This window comes from Prosthecobacter sp., from assembly GCF_044232965.1.
GTDB lineage: Bacteria > Verrucomicrobiota > Verrucomicrobiia > Verrucomicrobiales > Verrucomicrobiaceae > Prosthecobacter.
Genome location: NZ_JBIIKX010000019.1, coordinates 39,868 through 54,143 on the forward strand (window position 1 = coordinate 39,868; position 14,276 = coordinate 54,143).

Annotated in this window: 14 protein-coding genes; 6 read left to right on the plus strand and 8 right to left on the minus strand. The window is 61.1% G+C overall.

Translation table 11 applies throughout. From position 1 onward, the window contains the following. Nucleotides 1-27: 27 nt before the first annotated feature. From ACILSI_RS10410 to ACILSI_RS10420, 3 genes are all read right to left on the minus strand, one after another. Entirely contained in the window at nt 28-2,343 is a 2,316-nt protein-coding gene (locus ACILSI_RS10410; RefSeq protein WP_395721813.1) for a tetratricopeptide repeat protein, read from the minus strand. A gap of 51 nt (nt 2,344-2,394) precedes the next feature. Further along, nucleotides 2,395-3,849 carry an OmpA family protein gene (locus ACILSI_RS10415; RefSeq protein ID WP_395721814.1) on the minus strand — a complete coding sequence of 485 codons (1,455 nt, stop codon included), beginning with the start codon at nt 3,847-3,849 and terminating at the stop codon, nt 2,395-2,397. 86 nt (nt 3,850-3,935) lie between these two features. Beyond that, the gene (locus ACILSI_RS10420; RefSeq protein ID WP_395721815.1) at nt 3,936-4,763 is read right to left on the minus strand and encodes a M23 family metallopeptidase; all 828 of its coding nucleotides are present in this window, start codon (nt 4,761-4,763) and stop codon (nt 3,936-3,938) included. Between the two features lie 231 nt (nt 4,764-4,994). Between ACILSI_RS10420 and ACILSI_RS10425 the strand changes: the two genes are divergently transcribed. From ACILSI_RS10425 to ACILSI_RS10440, 4 genes are all read left to right on the plus strand, one after another. Beyond that, nucleotides 4,995-5,798 (plus strand): undecaprenyl-diphosphate phosphatase, encoded by an 804-nt coding sequence (locus ACILSI_RS10425; RefSeq protein WP_395721816.1) that lies wholly within the window; start codon nt 4,995-4,997, stop codon nt 5,796-5,798. 1 nt (nt 5,799) lies between these two features. After that, nucleotides 5,800-6,369: a DUF2062 domain-containing protein gene (locus tag ACILSI_RS10430; protein WP_395721817.1), complete on the plus strand. Its 570-nt coding sequence runs from the start codon at nt 5,800-5,802 to the stop codon at nt 6,367-6,369. 86 nt (nt 6,370-6,455) lie between these two features. After that, entirely contained in the window at nt 6,456-6,941 is a 486-nt protein-coding gene (locus ACILSI_RS10435; RefSeq protein WP_395721818.1) for a TPR end-of-group domain-containing protein, read from the plus strand. Further along, complete coding sequence (locus ACILSI_RS10440; protein WP_395721819.1) at nt 6,938-8,113, plus strand: serine hydrolase domain-containing protein; 1,176 nt, start codon at nt 6,938-6,940, stop codon at nt 8,111-8,113. Before ACILSI_RS10435 ends, ACILSI_RS10440 begins: the two co-directional genes overlap by 4 nt. Here the strand turns inward: ACILSI_RS10440 and ACILSI_RS10445 are convergent, their stop codons facing one another. Then, the gene (locus tag ACILSI_RS10445) at nt 8,114-9,286 is read right to left on the minus strand and encodes a right-handed parallel beta-helix repeat-containing protein (protein WP_395721820.1); all 1,173 of its coding nucleotides are present in this window, start codon (nt 9,284-9,286) and stop codon (nt 8,114-8,116) included. Nucleotides 9,287-9,360: 74 nt separating this feature from the next. On the opposite strand from ACILSI_RS10445, the gene ACILSI_RS10450 reads away from it, so the two are divergent. Both ACILSI_RS10450 and ACILSI_RS10455 read left to right on the plus strand, forming a co-directional pair. Then, entirely contained in the window at nt 9,361-9,516 is a 156-nt protein-coding gene (locus ACILSI_RS10450; RefSeq protein WP_395721821.1) for a hypothetical protein, read from the plus strand. Continuing rightward, entirely contained in the window at nt 9,513-11,027 is a 1,515-nt protein-coding gene (locus tag ACILSI_RS10455) for an arylsulfatase (protein WP_395721822.1), read from the plus strand. The genes ACILSI_RS10450 and ACILSI_RS10455 overlap by 4 nt, the downstream gene beginning before the upstream one ends. A gap of 100 nt (nt 11,028-11,127) precedes the next feature. On the opposite strand, the gene ACILSI_RS10460 is transcribed toward ACILSI_RS10455, so the two are convergent. From ACILSI_RS10460 to trxB, 4 genes are all read right to left on the minus strand, one after another. Beyond that, nucleotides 11,128-12,102, minus strand: a complete 975-nt coding sequence (locus tag ACILSI_RS10460; protein WP_395721823.1) for a magnesium transporter CorA family protein — start codon at nt 12,100-12,102, stop codon at nt 11,128-11,130. A 76-nt stretch (nt 12,103-12,178) separates the two neighbouring features. Beyond that, nucleotides 12,179-12,523 (minus strand): rhodanese-like domain-containing protein, encoded by a 345-nt coding sequence (locus ACILSI_RS10465; RefSeq protein ID WP_395721824.1) that lies wholly within the window; start codon nt 12,521-12,523, stop codon nt 12,179-12,181. An 18-nt stretch (nt 12,524-12,541) separates the two neighbouring features. After that, nucleotides 12,542-13,156 (minus strand): L,D-transpeptidase family protein, encoded by a 615-nt coding sequence (locus ACILSI_RS10470; RefSeq protein ID WP_395721825.1) that lies wholly within the window; start codon nt 13,154-13,156, stop codon nt 12,542-12,544. Nucleotides 13,157-13,225: 69 nt separating this feature from the next. After that, nucleotides 13,226-14,158 (minus strand): thioredoxin-disulfide reductase, encoded by a 933-nt coding sequence (gene trxB, locus ACILSI_RS10475; protein ID WP_395721826.1) that lies wholly within the window; start codon nt 14,156-14,158, stop codon nt 13,226-13,228. Nucleotides 14,159-14,276: the final 118 nt, after the last annotated feature.

Genomic DNA, 14,276 nt, shown 5'->3' on the forward strand with positions numbered 1-14,276 from the left:
GAAACAATTCTTCAATTCGTCCCTTCGTCAAGGTCGCGACAGCATCGCCTTCAATTGCAGCGCCTCGCCATGACCAGGAGCGATGCGCAGGGCCGCGTTGAGCGCGTTGATGGCCTCTTGTTTGCGGCCTTGTTGTGCGAGGATCGTGGCGCGGGCGTAGGGGATGCCGGAGTCGCGGGGATCGGCGAGTTCGCCGCGTTGGAGCGCCTCAATGGCGCCGGGGATGTCTCCCTGGCCGTTTTTGGCGAGGCCGAGATTGTACCAGGCTCGGGCAAAGGTTGGATTGAGGCGCACGGCTTCTTGCAGTGATGCGATGACTGAAGGCATCTCGCCGGTTTCACTCAAGGCGAGGCCGAGTTCGTAGTGATACTCGGCATGGTTGGGCGCGAGCTTGATGGCATCGCGAAGTTTGGCGATGGCGAGCTTGGTCTGGCCCGTGGTACTGTAAATCATCGCCAGATCGTGATGGAAGGGCGGGGAATTGGGATCCCAGCGGATGGCGGTTTCCATGTGCTGGATGGCCGAGATCGTGTTGCGACGGGCAAAATCGAACTGCGCGAGCTGCATCTGGCCGCTGGGCTGGTCGGCGTTCCAGTTCAGCATGTGTTGGAGGTCTTTGCCGGCGGCGGAATCGAGGTTCAATGACTCGCGCAAGGCCCAGGCGGCGGACACTCGCACGCCACGCACCGGATCATCGAGCAAAGGCTCGATGGTGCTGCGAATGGAGCCGTTTTGCAGCAGCGGCTCCAGCGTGCGGATGGCGCTTTGACGCACGATGGGATGCGCGTGCTGCAACTGGGCGCTGACGGCCGTTTGCACGGCGGGTTCGTTGATCCAGCGGTCGAGCAGCAGCGTGGCGCTGGCTTTCCAGTGGGGGATTTCATCGCTGCCGAGCAATGCCACGAGACCCTCGCGCGCCTCGGCATCGCCCTGGCGTGCTTTGGCGATGAGTGTGGCGCGTGTGCGGGTTTTGCGATCCATTTTCGGTCCCCACCACTTCTGCGTGGCTTCCAGCGCCCAGTCGGTGGTTTTGTCCGTGTGGCACTTGTTGCAGGCGTTCGGCACGTTGAACTGCTTCGTGAGCAGCGGGTCGGGAATGGTGAAACCGTGATCGTGGCGCGGGTGGCGCTGCATGTACACGGTCTGCGGCATGTGACAGTTGATGCATTGGTTGCCGGTGCTGGCCGTTTGATGAAAGCTGTGCGCCTCGGGCATGATGACCGGAGCGTTGGGAAAGCCGCCGGGCGTGTGGCAGCGCATGCAGAGCTGGTTGCCGGGCAGGATCGTTTTCATGCTGTGCATGTCGTGGCAGTCCATGCAGCGCACGCCGGCGTGGTGCATGCGGCTGCTGAAGAAGCTGCTGAACTCGTAGTTTTCGTCCCGAATCTGGCCGTCAGGGTAAAATGTGTCGCTCTGGTCAGTGATGGTGAGGTGGTAGTGGTCCCAGAAGGACTCGCCGGGCACGAAGTCGCCAGTGATCTCGCCGCGTCGTGCATGGCAGCCCGCGCAGTTCTCGATGTGCTGGTCGCGTGACCATTTCACGATTGTGGGATCGCCTTTGATTCCACGGTTGGTGCGCTGCCACTCGTTGTGCGGCTTCATCGGGCCATGGCAGGACTCGCAGCTCACGGACATCTCAGCCATGGTGGTCTTGTAGCTGTCGGTGCTGGCGTCGTAGTTTTTGCGCAGGCGGGTGTTGTGGCAGGTGGCGCACATCTGGTTCCACACCATGCCGCGGCCGGTCCAGTGGCCCCATTCACCCGGTTTGCGGTCCTCGTTGCCGTAGACATTGAACCACTCGTTCTTGTTGGGATCAAGGCAGGCTTCCATGGCCTGCAGACGTCCGTTGCCACCATCGACAAGGAACTGACGCAGCGGATCGTGGCCGATCACACGTTCGACTCGATAAGGCGTGATCTTGTCGCCAAAACCAAGGGCGATGAGCTCGTAGTCGCTGCCTGTCTTGCGTGTCTCGGTGGTCTGCGAGCCGTGCTTAAAGCTGCGAGTCGGCACAAACGCGGGATCGTCGAGTTTGGCGTCCGGTTTGCGCTCGGCGAGGCCGTGGTGCGAACCGAGCCACTTGGTGAATTGATCCGCGTGACATTCCTTGCAGCTCTCCGAGCCTGCGTACTGTGCAAAGGCCGCCTTTTCATCCGGCATGACGAACGGCTCGGCCTTGGCGAGAGAAATAGGCATCGAAACTGGCAGCGGTGTGAACTTTTTCTGCGGTCGCAGCACCCAGCCCAGTATAGTGAGGAATCCCAGACCGCACACCGCCATGATGACTCCCGCTTTCCACGAGGACGGAGGAGGTGTGGGCGCTGGCGGGGCTTTTTTCTTCATGCGTGCGCCAGATTAGGCGGACGCGACAACGGCGCAAGACACGCTGAAGAATCAGAAATCGAGGTAGATCTCGGCGCGGCGATTGCGGCTGCGGCCTTCGGGGTCGTCGGTGCCGTCGGATTTTTTGTTCGGGCTGAGCGGCTGTGCCTTGCCCATGCCTTCGGTTTCCACCTGCGCGGCAGGCACGCCGAGAGCGACGAGCTGCTGCTTCACGGTTTCAGCGCGGTTGCGAGAGAGATTGATGTTGTAGTAATCCGCGCCTTTTTCGTCCGTGTGACCGGCGATCCGCAGTTTTTTCGACGGGTCGGCCTTCATCAATGCGGCAATGACCTCGATTTGCTTCTGGGCGCGGGGGTGCAGCTCGGCGCGGTCATATTCAAAGTAGAGGGCCAGGGATTCGCCGCCTTTCGGGTTCTTCACGATGGGCGTGTAGGGCACGCCGAGTTTCGAGGCGTTTTTGGCGAAGGAACCGAGGATGTCGGAGAGATTCAACCCGGCCACCTTCCATGGCTGGGCGGTGTCGGCACGTTTGAGCTCGACGCCGAACTCGGTGGTCTGCTGCAACTCCTCGGACTGCACCTGTGCGATGACCCAGGACACCTCCGGGTTGGCGATGGTGACGATGAGCGGCTTGCTGGCATTGAGCGAGTACTTGCCCTCTTCAAACACGATGCAGAGCCCGACGAGTCGCTCGACGGGCACCTTGGTCTCATCCACAAATTTGCGCGCGGCGGCGAAGTCGTGCTTCAGCAGGTGGCTGACGAAATCACTGGCAAAGGCGAGCGCGTCTGAGCTTTCCTCGACAGCGAAAAGCTGCCTCATCGGAGCGAGCGTGCCGGGCGCGGGCGGCGTGGCACTGGTGGCGGCAGGTGTGGCCGAAGGCTGCGGCAGACTGGCGACGGCGGCGCTCATTTCCTTCGGCAGCATGGCCTTGGCGATCTTCCACCCCATGCGCTCGTCACGTTCAAGATCGAGCTGGATGCTGAGGGTTTCGCTCGATCCGGGTTTGGTGAAGGGAATGGCGATGCGGGTGCGATTCTCCACCAAGCCGAGCAGCGCCACCTGATTTTCGGTCCCGGGCTTGTAGCCCATGGTTGCGAGTTCCTTGAAAAGCATCGCGGCATTGTCCGACTGCGCGGCGTCTGCGGCGGCAGCGAGTTTGCCTGCGGTGGTGAAGTCGCCGGTGGCGAGGCTGCGGACGAGCTGCTTGCCCAGATCCAGCGGACGGGCGAAGCCGAAGGACACTGGCGCAGGCGGCGGGGTGGGCGGGGGCGCTTTGGGAACAGATGTGGCGACCGGCTTGGCAGGTTCTTGTTTTGCTGCTGCCGGTTTAGCCGCAGCGACGGCGGCGGTCGCCTCAGTCTCTTTTTGCGCCACCATTTTCTTCCGGGTAAAGAGGAAAAAGATCGCCGTGCTCAAAACGAGTGCGGCGACGACAATGAGCACGGGAACAAGACTGCCGCCAAAACGAGTGCGGGAGAAAACAGGGCGGTAAGGGAGTTGCATGGCCGGGAGTAGGCTGACCTTAGACAGCAGCAAAGATGCCACCACAGGTGGTGATGAAGCAAGGGCTATTCTTGTGCCACAGGGGCTTAGCGCTTATCCTCATTTGCGGGGACGACCTCGCCACCACGCATTTTGCTCTTCAGGCGGGACCAGAAATCATCTGACGGTTTCGCGGCCGCGTCGCCTCCGCCCACAGCCGAACTGGCGCTGAAAGCAGGCACGGCAACCCCAGCAGAGCGCGAGCCGCCACTGTCCACATCTGCCAGGGAGCGGCCGTAGGGGGCGAAGTTGTTGACCGGCACGTCGTATTTTTGGGCGCTGGAGGAAAGCGCGCGGTGAGCGTTGATGAAGGCCGTGGGACTGTAATAGTTCGATGAGTCGCGGGCGAATGAACTGCGGTTCATGCCGATGTGCAGATTTTTCCGCATCTCGAAGTGCAAATGCACAAAATACATGCCGTTGTTGCCGCCCATGGTGCCCACGAGCTGTCCTTTTTCGACCAGATCATGCAGCCGCACCTTGCGTTCGTGAAGATGGGCGTAGAGGGAGTCCACCATCGCGATGCGGCCGTCCTGCTCGCGGTAAACATGGCGAACGAGGATGCAGTTTCCCCAGCCGACGCCGATGTTTTGGGAGAAGATCACCACGCCGCGCGCGGCAGCGTAAATCGGCGCGCCGAGGTCGCTGTCACCGCCGCCTTTGCCATTCCAGTCCTCACCGAGGTGTCCGTTGGGCCAGTAACCACGGGATTTGTAGAAGCCTTCGGCATCCGGCTTGCCCACAGGAAAATCAAAGCCGTCCGCCAGGCGAACCCGGATGGTGGAACCTGACTGGGCGGTGACGTTGGTTGTCAGCAGCAGGCAGGCGGCGCAAAACCACAGCATGGCGCACCAAGCCGGACGGTATCGGCACATAAAAAGATGGAGTGGGCTGGGGGCACTGGCTGGCATGCCTGAAAAGGGTCTTGAGGTTAGCCAACTTCGTCGCAAAGGCCAGCTTGAAAACAATCTCTCTGCAAGAGATGACTGAGCTGAGGCGAAATTTCCAGAGTGATTGCAGCGAGTGAAGCTCACGGGCTTGCAAAGCTCCCGGCCAAGCCTGAAAGTCCACTTTCTCAATCTGCTTCACACCACCACCCCTTTTCCATGCCAGACTGGCTCGCGATCATCCTCCTCGGCATCATTGAAGGTGTCACCGAATTCCTGCCCATCTCCTCCACCGGGCATCTGCTCATCCCGCAAAATCTTGGGTGGCTGCCAAATAAGAGCGATCTTTTCAATGTGGTGATTCAGAGCGGCGCGGTGCTGGCGGTGCTGGCGGTCTTCACGCAGCGAGTGAAACATCTCGCCACGACGCTTGGAGATGCCAGGACGCGTGATTATTTGCTCAAGTTGCTCGTGTCGTTCTTCATCACTGCCGTCGGTGGTCTGGCGATCAAGAAACTCGACATTGAGCTGCCGGAGACGATTCCACCTGTGGCCTGGGCCACGTTGATCGGCGGCGTGATCATCCTTGTGCTGGAATTTCTGCACAAAGGCAAGACCGGCGTGCCGGACGTCACCTGGACGGTCGTGGTGGCGGTGGCGCTGGCGCAGCTCCTCGCGGCGGTGTTTCCCGGCACCTCCCGCTCAGGAGCCAGCATCCTGATGGCGATGGCCTTTGGCGTCGCCCGGCCTGCGGCCACCGAGTTTTCGTTTTTGCTCGGCATTCCCACACTGATGGCCGCCGGGGGCTTCAAAATCCTCTCTGCCATCAAGGATGGCGAGGCGGGGAATGAGGACTGGGCGATGGTGGCGCTCGGCACGCTGGTGTCCGGCCTTTCGGCCTTCATCGTGGTGAAATGGCTCATCCGCTTCGTGCAGAGCCACACATTCAACGGCTTCGCCTGGTACCGCATCGCGCTCGGCGGTGCGTTGATCGCCTGGGCGTCCACCGGAGGGGGGCACTGAAATGCGGGCGATGTTCCAGGGCTGGTTCCGGCGTTCGGTCTTCAAGACCATCCGCTTTCTCAAACACCCGCGCAAACTGCGGGACAGGCCCGCCATGCGCTGGTTCGCACGGCATTTTCTCGACAAACGCGTCTGGCGGCCCACGCAGCACACACTGTCCGGCGGCATGGCGGTAGGCATGTTCATCACGTTGCAACTGCTGCCCATCCAGATGCCCACTGCCACCATCCTGTCTGCCATTTTTCGGGTGAACATCCCCGTCGCCATCGCCCTCTGCTGGCTAAGTAATCCGTTCACCATCCCTTTCATAGCCTGGCTGGAGTACCTCATCGGCAAATGGTTTCTGGCGCTGTACACCACCGTGCCGACCACGCCGTTTCCCAGTGAGCTGCCGGATTCGATGGTGGATGCCTGGATCGTGCTCAAGGAGCATGCGCCCGTCATGCTGATGGGCGGCATCATCCTCGGGGCGGCCGGTGCCTTGGTCAGTTACATTGCCACCTGGGGTGGCTGGGAGATTACCAGCCGGATGGAAATCGCCAAAAAGCTGCGTGTGGCTAAAGCACCATGAGCTTTTTGCCACTTCGCCGCCGGAGGGGCGTGAAAAACCTTGTTCCTAGGCGCGCTTTGCGTTCTCATCCTGGCATCGCATCGAAAATGACCGACGCCGAACGCAAAATCATCGCCGCCCAGGGTTATGTGGAGCTGGGTCTCTATGAGGAGGCCCGGGAAGAGCTGTCTCCGCTGCCTGCGGCGATGCATGAACGTGTGGATGTCATTGAGATCATGCTGCTCTGCCTCATGGGGCGGCAGCAATGGGCCGGGGCGCTGGCGCTGGCCACCAAGCTCTGCCAGCAGGAGCCGGCTGAGCCCGGTGGCTACATTCATGCGGCTTTTTGCCTGCATGAGCTGGGAAAGACCACCGAGGCCGTCGATGTGCTTTCGCGTGGCCCCGCCTCTCTGCGCACGAAGCCGGTGTTCTATTACAACATGGGCTGCTATCACGCCCGCCTCGGTCATTTCGACCAATCGCTTTCTTATTTGGAGCGCGCTTTCGAGATGGACGGCGACCTGCGCCAGCATGCGAAGAAGGACCGCGATCTCGACGCCCTCCGTGTCCGTTTGGAGGCCCAACACGCATGAGCGCGCCAGCCAGTGCCGAGAATCTCCAGGCCGTGCGGGCCTGGTTTGAGGAAAGCTTCCGCACACGCTGGGAGATGGGGGCCTCTGTCTCCATCTGGCAGCATGGTCGCGAGGTGCTGAGCCTTTCGCACGGCCATTGTGACCGCGCCCGCACGCGGGTGTGGGATGAAAACACGCTCGTGCCCGTCTGGTCCGCCACCAAAGGCCCGGCCGCTGTCTGCTGCCTGCTCGCGCTCGAAGAAGCCGGCATCCCGCTGGATTGTCCGGTGTCTGAAGTGTGGCCGGAGTTCGTCGGCGGTGGCAAATCGAACGTCGCCTTCGTTCATCTGCTCACACACACCGCCGGTCTATGTGCGCTGGATGTGCGCACGCCGATCTACAATTACGAGGCTGTCGTCGAGGCGCTGGAGCGCCAGCATCCGCTGTGGGAGCCGGGCATGCGCCAGGGCTATCACGCGCGCACCTTTGGCTTCCTGCTCGATGAAGTCGTCCGCCGTCTGGCCGAGACCGAATCTCTTGGCGAATACTTCCGCGAGGTTTTCGGCAGCCCCATGGCGCTCGATTTTTGGATTGGACTGCCTAGCGCGCAGTGGGACCGGGTTTCTCCCGTTTATCCCGGTAAAATCAGCATTTCCAACAGCGACCAGCCCTTCATCAAGGCCTTCAACACCGCCGGCTCGCTCACGCAGCGCACCTTCACCTCGCCCTTCGGCCTGAACGCCGTGAACGACTTCAATCAAAGCGAAATGTGGGCGCGTGGCTACGCCAGCATGGGTGGTGTCGGCAGCGCGCGTGGTCTGGCGCAATTCTACAGCATGCTCGCCCAGGGCGGGCGCTGGAACGACGCGCAGATCATCCCGGAGTCCGTCGTCCGTCATCTTGAGCAGACGCTCACGCAGGAAAATGACGCGGTTTTGCTCACGCCCATCGCCTTCTCCGCTGGAATGATGCAAGATCCGCTGAACGAAGATCCCGAGTCCGACGGCGGCAAGCTGCGCCAGCTTTACGGACCCAGCCGTCGTGCCTTTGGTCATCCTGGCGCGGGCGGCAGTCTCGCCTTTGCCGATCCAGAGAACGGCATCGGTTTCGCCTACGTCATGAATCAAATGGAGGTCGGCGCTTTGCCAGGCGAGCGCGTGCAGGGGCTGGTGAAGGCGCTGTACGGAATCTGATCACTCGACGACGTCGTGCTTGCCCTCGTTGACCGCGATGGCCTTCATCCCGCTGCTGGTGATGCGGTTCGCCTTTACGATCTGACCTTCGCCGGAAAGGATGATGCCGTTTTTGCCGCTGCCGGTGATCTCGTTCTGCACGATGGTGTTGCCTTTCGTGCCGGTGGCGATCTGCACGGCGTTGCCCTTCGTGCTCTCGAACACATTTTGCGCGATGATGTTGCCCTCGTTCAGGCCCGGCTGCTTGCACCAGCGCCACAGGTTGATGCCCGTGCCGCATTCGCGGAAGTCGTTCCCGGCCACGAGGCAGTCCTTCGCGTCGTTCAATTCCACGCCAGTCAGGCTGCGGGCGATGTGGTTGTGCGTGGCGATGGATTTCACCGTGAAGTGGTCAAAGTCGATCGCCTCGTCCGAGGTGTCGCGGATCGTGCAACCGTCGATCTCAGCGCTTTCCACCGAGTAGAGCGCGATGCCGCGTCCGTGGCAGTTCTGGATGAAGCAGCGTGAGATGCGCAGCTTTTTCACCTGCGGTCCCGTGGGCCCCTTTTCATAACTATAGACTCCGGCGGCAAAGATCGCGCAAAGCTGCGCATGACCGCGGATTGGCGGATCGCTTTCCACCCGCCCTCCATCCAGCGTGAGTTTATCGAGATGCACCTCCTCGCTGGCTCCACGAATCTCGATCAAGTTCGGCGCGTCCTCATGGCGGATCATGGTGCCATCGGGAACCGGGAATTTGAGCGGCGCTTCGAGTTGGATCGCATCGTTCTCCGCCGTTTTCACGACGGCGAGATGATAGGGCCTGGGTTTCTTCGTGAACGAGTCCGTCTCACCATCCGCCTCGATCTTCAACCGCATGCCGGGCTTGAAGCCGCGCTGTGTTTTGACTGCGATGCTCAACGCTCCTGCTTCGGAGACGCCAGAAGCGACAGCGTAAGCCACCGGTGGCAGCTTTAGCACCGTTTCCTCCGCATCCAGGCCGATGAGGCGCAGCTTCTTTGCGTCCTTAAGCACCAGGCCACGTTCGATCATGTGCACACCGGGCGGGATGACCACCTCGCCGCCTCCTGCCTTGATCGCCTCGTCAATGTAACGTTGGATTTCAGCTTCGGGGAGTGCGCTGGCGTGTTGGCTGACCAGCAGGAGTGGAATGAGAAGCAGAGGCCAGTTCATGGAAGAGTTGTGTGTGATTGAATCGCTCCGCCGCTGGCTTTTTTCGCCTTCTTTCGTTTCTTTCGGCCATCCCCATGAAGTTTCTCTCCCGTCCCGGCTTCTATCTCATCGCCCTGCTCATCGCCACGATGCTGCTGCTCACGCTGTGGTTGAACTGGAAGCTCGACACGCTGCCGAAGCATGATGTGAAACAAGAAACCGCCCCCGCCGCCGTTTCAACCCGACCATGAAGCACCTGTTTCTCCTTCTCGCTCTGACGCTCGTCGCGCCCGCCCGCCAGCCCAACGTCATCTTCATCCTCGCTGATGACCTGGGTCCTGGCGACCTCGGCTGCTACGGCCAGAAGATCATCAAGACACCGCATCTCGACCGCATGGCGGCGGAGGGCATGCGTTTGACCCAGCATTACTGTGGCAACGCCGTCTGCGCCCCCTCCCGCAGCGTGCTGATGACCGGCCAGCATCCCGGCCACACCTTCATTCGTGACAACCGCCAGGCTGACAATGCCAAAGGCCTGCCCAAGATGGGCAAGCCGGAGCACGAAGGCCAGTTCCCGATTCCAGATGCCACCATCACGCTCGCTGAGGTTTTTAAGGTCATGAACTACACCACCGGCGGTTTCGGCAAGTGGGGGCTGGGTGGTCCTGGATCGACCGGCGAACCGTTGAAGCAAGGCTTTGGCCGTTGGTTCGGCTACAACTGCCAGGGCGTGGCGCACAACTTCTATCCCACCTATCTTTGGGACAACGATCAGACCATCGAGCTGAAGAACCCGCCGTTTACCTCCAACGACAAACTCAAGCCCGACGAAGATCCGACGAAGCCCGAGAGCTACCAGCGCTTCCAAGGCACCGAATACTCCGCTGATCTCATCGCGGAGCAGGCGCTCAAATTTGCCCGCGACAACAAGGACAAGCCCTTCTTCCTCTACTGGCCCACCACCGTGCCGCATGTCGCGCTCCAGGTGCCGGACGACTCCTTGCAGGAATACCTCGGCAAGTTCGACGACCCGCCCTATCCCGGTGGCAAGGGCTACCTGCCGCATTTCAAACCGAAGGCCGCCTACGCCGCGATGATCACCCGCATGGACCGCGAGATCGGCAGGATGATGGCGCTCATCGCCGAACTCGGCCTCGATGACGACACGATCTTCGTCTTCGCCAGCGACAACGGCCCCGTTAGCGGCACTCACCAGGGCCTCGCGGGCACCGACTGCGCCTTCTTCAACTCCAGCGAAGGCCGCCGCGATGGCAAAGGCACGCTCTACGAGGGCGGCATCCGCTCTCCTGGCATCGTGCGCTGGAAAGGCAAGATCAAGGCAGGCATCACCAGCGACCGCATCACCGGCTTTGAAGATTGGATGCCGACGCTCGCCGAACTCATCGGCTCCAAGGATAAAACACCGAAAACAGACGGCATCAGCTTCGCGCCGACGCTGCTGGGCGAGAAACAACCCGAGCGTGAGTTCCTCTATCGCGAGTTCCACGGCTACGGCGGCCAGCAGGTGCTCCGCATGGGCGATTGGAAGCTCGTGCGCCGCAATCTCGCCGCCAAAGGCAAGGCAAAGGCCAAAGCCGCGCCTGTCAGCGAGGAACTCTACAACATCGCCACCGACCCCGCTGAGACGAAGAACGTCGCGGCGGAGCATCCCGATCTCATCGCCAAGATGAAAACGATCATGGCCACGCAGCACACCCCCAGCGCGGACTTCCCGATGACGGCATTGGTTCAATCACTTTAACCACGGAACACACGGAACACACGGAAACCAGCAGAGCAGCAGTTCAGAACTTCCGTGTATTCGGTGTATTCCGTGGTTGAAAAATCAGTGGTGCGCCCCGCTACAGCAGCCGCTTGCGCTTGAAGAACCAGATCGGCACGATGGCGGAGAGGACGATCACGAACATCACGAAGAGGAAGGCCCAGCCCTGATTCTGGGAGGGCAGGCCGACGTTCATGCCATAGATGCTGGCGATGAGCGTGGGCGGCATGAAGAGCACGCTGGCGACGGTGAAGATTTTGATGATCTGGTTCTGCTGGATGTTGATGAGGCCAAGCGTGGACTCGAGCAGGAAGGTCATCTCCTGCATCTGCTGACCGGTGTATTCATCCAGGCTCTTGATGTCGCGCATGACGCTGCGGAACTGGCTGGCGAGATCGCCGCGCATCCAGGTGGCGGCGTTGTTGAGGAAGTATTGCAGCATGCGGCTGAGGCTGAGCAGGCTTTCGCGCAGGTTCGCCACGAGGGCGCTGCGGCGGCCGAGCAGCTTCACCACATCGCTGAGGTCTTTTTCCACGGCGGCATGCGCCTTGTGTGGATCGACGGTGAAGATGTCGCGGCAGATTTTCTTCATGTCGCCTTCCACGCCCTGGAGCGCGTCGGCGATGCGGGCGACGATCAATTCCAGCAGCAGGAGGAAGACGGCGTCGCTGCTCAGCGGCATGCTGCACTGGCGCTTGGCCTGGTCCACGAGGACACGGAAGGCCATGGGGTCCGCGTAACGCACGGTGGTGAGGCAGTCGGGCGCGATGACGAAGGAGATGGCGGTGCTGTCGGGATCGGGCGTGTCGAGACCCACGGGAAGCCATGCGGTCATGTAAAGAGCGCCCTTTTCCATGTAGAGCCGGCTGGACTCCTCGATCTCCTGCATTTCCTCACGCGTGGGGAGCTGGTACTCGAGCCATTTTTCCGCTTCGAGCTCTTCGGCACGGCCAGGATTCAGCAGATCGAGGAAGACAAGATTGTCCGGGAACGGCTGCGTCTTTTCGTCGTTCCAGTCGATGAGCTGACCTTGCTGGGTGAGGAGTCGAACCATGCTGCGTTTGAGGGGGGAATGAAAACTAGCCGCACCTGTTCTTCCACGCCAGCGGCACGGTCGTCAAACGGACGTTTCAATAACGCGGCGTCTCAGGATCGACCAAATCGGCCCAGGCGTCGATGCCGCCGCGCATGCTTTGCGCACGGCTGAAACCGTACTCGCGCAGCCATTGCGCGGCGCGCTGGCTGCGCATGCCATGGTGGCAGTAGATGATGAGATGCTCCTGGGTGTTGGTGAAGACCTGCTGGGCCAGTTCGCCAAAGCGGGACAAGGGCACGAGCTGAGCGTCTGGCAGGCGGCAGATCTGCCACTCGCTCTCCTCACGGCAGTCGATGAGGCGGAAATCACGCTCTCCCGGGCGTCCAAGGAGATAGCTGACATCCGTGGGGCTGATCTCGAGGGCCGTGTCTGAAATCATGCGAAGGCAGGCGAGGGATCATGGGCGCACCGTGACGGGCGTGCCGGTGGAGACGTTGTGGTAAAACGTGGCGGCCATGTGGCCGGGCATGCGCACGCAGCCGTGGGAGGCAGGATAGCCGGGCAGGAAGCCCTCATGCATGCCGATGCCGCCGGTGAAGCGCATGAAGTGATGCATCTTGGAGCCTTCAAAGCGTGTGCCGGGCGGCGGCTTGTCCTTGGTGACGTCGATGTTGGCCATCACGACCGTTCCAGCGCTGTCCACGAAATCGCCGTAGAGGTTGGATTTATGCCACTGATCTTTCTGGATCACCTTGAAGCTGCCGGTCTTCGTCGGGTGCTTTTCGTCCCCGGTGGAAAGCGCCGAGACACCCGCCAACGTGCCGCCTTTGTAGAAGTAGGCTTTCTGATCACTCAGGTCGATGGTGATGCTCGGGCTGCCGCTAACGCCATCACCGTCCCAGTAGGACACCTGGTCGGCGTTGTACATGGAGGAATGCGGGATGCTGGCCGGATTGAAGGCTTCGAGATACTGCGTCTGTCCACGCGATCCTCCGCTCTGGCAGGAGGCCAGCAGGGCGAGTGTGGCGAGCAGAAGAAGGCGAAGGGCTTGGGGGACGACCTGTTGACTCATGCGTGGGGTAAAGGGGGCGCGTTTTCGCCGCGATGTATGCCGCGCCGCAGGGCATCTGTCCAGCGTCAATCAATGCACGCCCTTGTCCGCAAGGTAGCGCTCCGCCTCCAAGGCGGCGGCGCAGCCCTGGCCTGCGGCGGTGATGGCCTGGCGATAGACATGGTCGGCCACGTCGCCAGCGGCGAACAAACCTTCGGTCTTCGTGCGCGTGCCCTGGGTTTGCAGGATGTAGCCGTTTTCGTCGGTATCGACGAGATCGCCGAGGAAGGCACCGTTTGGCACATGGCCGATGGCGACGAAGACGCACTTCAACTCCAGCTCGCTCTTTTCACCGGTGACGAGGTTTTCGAGCATAACGGCGCGCATCTCGCCTTTTTCATCGGTGAGGTACTCGCAGACGGTGCTGTTCCAGACGGGTTTGATCTTCGGATTTGCCAAAGCGCGGTCGGCCATGATCTTCGAGGCGCGCAGGGCGTCGCGGCGGTGGATCAAATAAACCGTGCTGGCGAATTTGGTGAGGAAGCCGGCCTCTTCGCAGGCCGAGTCACCGCCGCCGATGACGCAGACAGGCACGTTGCGGTAGAAAGCGCCATCGCAGGTGGCGCAGCTCGTCAAACCGTGGCCGATGAGGGATTTTTCGTTCGGCAGGCCGAGATGTTTCGGCGAGGCACCGGTGGCGACGATGACGCTTTGAGCCTCATAAACGGTGCCGCCTTCGGTATGCACTTCAAAATGGCCTGCTGCAGTCTTTTTCACGCTGCTGACGAGCGAGTACTCGATGCGCGCGCCGAACTTCTCCGCCTGAGTCTGCATGTTCATCATCAATTCCGGTCCCATGATGCCGTTAGGGAAGCCGGGGAAGTTTTCGACTTCGGTCGTGGTCGTGAGCTGGCCGCCGGGCATGTTGCCGGAGAGGATCAGGGGCTTCAAATTGGCGCGTCCGGTGTAAATCGCTGCTGTGTAGCCGGCGCAGCCGGTGCCGATGATGATGACGTTTTCCATGGTGGTTTCGGGGTCGGGAGAAAAGGGTCGCGGAAGATGGAAAGGCGGGCCGGGGGTGCAAGGAGCGCTTTTTTCAATCGTGGCGTTGGAGTTTCCGGCAGTCTCGTTTATTCCCCAT

Excerpts from the sequence above, each read along its gene's own strand:
- ACILSI_RS10435 (WP_395721818.1), top strand. The coding sequence starts at position 6,456 with ATGACCGACGCCGAACGCAAAATCATCGCCGCCCAGGGTTATGTGGAG.
- ACILSI_RS10450 (WP_395721821.1), top strand. The coding sequence starts at position 9,361 with ATGAAGTTTCTCTCCCGTCCCGGCTTCTATCTCATCGCCCTGCTCATC.
- ACILSI_RS10430 (WP_395721817.1), top strand. The coding sequence starts at position 5,800 with ATGCGGGCGATGTTCCAGGGCTGGTTCCGGCGTTCGGTCTTCAAGACC.
- ACILSI_RS10440 (WP_395721819.1), top strand. The coding sequence starts at position 6,938 with ATGAGCGCGCCAGCCAGTGCCGAGAATCTCCAGGCCGTGCGGGCCTGG.
- ACILSI_RS10425 (WP_395721816.1), top strand. The coding sequence starts at position 4,995 with ATGCCAGACTGGCTCGCGATCATCCTCCTCGGCATCATTGAAGGTGTC.
- ACILSI_RS10415 (WP_395721814.1), bottom strand. The coding sequence starts at position 3,849 with ATGCAACTCCCTTACCGCCCTGTTTTCTCCCGCACTCGTTTTGGCGGC.
- trxB (WP_395721826.1), bottom strand. The coding sequence starts at position 14,158 with ATGGAAAACGTCATCATCATCGGCACCGGCTGCGCCGGCTACACAGCA.
- ACILSI_RS10465 (WP_395721824.1), bottom strand. The coding sequence starts at position 12,523 with ATGATTTCAGACACGGCCCTCGAGATCAGCCCCACGGATGTCAGCTAT.
- ACILSI_RS10470 (WP_395721825.1), bottom strand. The coding sequence starts at position 13,156 with ATGAGTCAACAGGTCGTCCCCCAAGCCCTTCGCCTTCTTCTGCTCGCC.
- ACILSI_RS10460 (WP_395721823.1), bottom strand. The coding sequence starts at position 12,102 with ATGGTTCGACTCCTCACCCAGCAAGGTCAGCTCATCGACTGGAACGAC.
- ACILSI_RS10455 (WP_395721822.1), top strand. The coding sequence starts at position 9,513 with ATGAAGCACCTGTTTCTCCTTCTCGCTCTGACGCTCGTCGCGCCCGCC.
- ACILSI_RS10410 (WP_395721813.1), bottom strand. The coding sequence starts at position 2,343 with ATGAAGAAAAAAGCCCCGCCAGCGCCCACACCTCCTCCGTCCTCGTGG.
- ACILSI_RS10445 (WP_395721820.1), bottom strand. The coding sequence starts at position 9,286 with ATGAACTGGCCTCTGCTTCTCATTCCACTCCTGCTGGTCAGCCAACAC.
- ACILSI_RS10420 (WP_395721815.1), bottom strand. The coding sequence starts at position 4,763 with ATGTGCCGATACCGTCCGGCTTGGTGCGCCATGCTGTGGTTTTGCGCC.